The sequence below is a fragment of the Microcoleus sp. B7-D4 genome (assembly GCF_036705125.1).
GTDB lineage: Bacteria > Cyanobacteriota > Cyanobacteriia > Cyanobacteriales > Microcoleaceae > Microcoleus.
Genome location: NZ_JAUBTT010000273.1, coordinates 1 through 1046 on the forward strand (window position 1 = coordinate 1; position 1046 = coordinate 1046).

The 1046-nt window shown below is 40.4% G+C and carries 1 pseudogene; it reads right to left on the minus strand.

From position 1 onward, the window contains the following. Window positions 1-1046, minus strand: a pseudogene (locus QUB12_RS37430) (PAS sensor protein); the annotation flags it as partial.

Below are 1046 nucleotides of genomic sequence, written 5' to 3' on the forward strand. Positions count from 1 at the left end.
GCCGTAGTTTTGAGCGGTCTCACCCAGCAGTTTAAGTAATTGGCAAAAATCACACTATCTTGGCAGTTTTGAGACAAGTTATTTGAATTTTCGCTCAGAGTCAGAGCGAGTCTGCCAAACTCATAAGCCGATTGGTAATCCCCTAAAATTGAATTCAGGATAATTCCATAACATGAATAGCAGTAAGACCCTCCCGCTACAAAACCGTACTTGAGAGAAAGGTTAATCGCTTTAATCACAGTCAACTTCCACAGTTCTTGAGATGAAAAGAACGTGAGCGGCCCCATGTTGCCCAATAATTTCATAGCCATTTGTTGAGCCGGATCTTTCATCTTGTCGGCATTAATTAATGCAGCAATTTCTTGGTTAGCCAAGTTGGCTTTAGCTGCCGCCATTTCCGCATTAACCGCCTCGCTTAAATTATCTTCATCCAAGTCTATGCCCAGCAATTGAAGGGCTTTTAATCCCGATTGAATTGCTTCTTGATATTTACTTAGCAGAGTGTACTGCACGATCAAAATGTTGTAAATTTCGGCTTTTTCTAGATCAGATTTTGCCCGGACAAATGCCACTTCTATTAAAGCTTCTGATTCTTCAAAATTGCCGTTTAAATATTCGGTCTCTGCCAGCTCCTTATGAAAGGTAAAAGCTAGTTCGTAGGATTCTTGCCAAATATCGCCCGGTAAAATTTCTAGACCGAATTTTAAGTAATCTCTGGCAGCAGCATAAGCCGTTGCATCTTTGGCTTTGCGAGCGGCTGTTAAATTTAAAATAGCTAGTTCAATTTTCTCGTGAGCATCAATGATTAAATTTCGACCGGAATTCAAATGATCGGCAATTTCAAAAATTCTTTCGGCTCGTCGCTCAGGAGAAATATTTGCCAGTAACAGACGACCAATTTGTAGGTGAATTGCTGTTTGCAGTTTTGAGTCAATCAAAGCGTAACCTGACTGCTGCACGCGGTCGTGCAAAAATCTATAAGTAGTAATTACCAAGTCGGAGTTAATTATTTCTGATTCGGTAGCACCTAACTCAGAAGTAGTTAA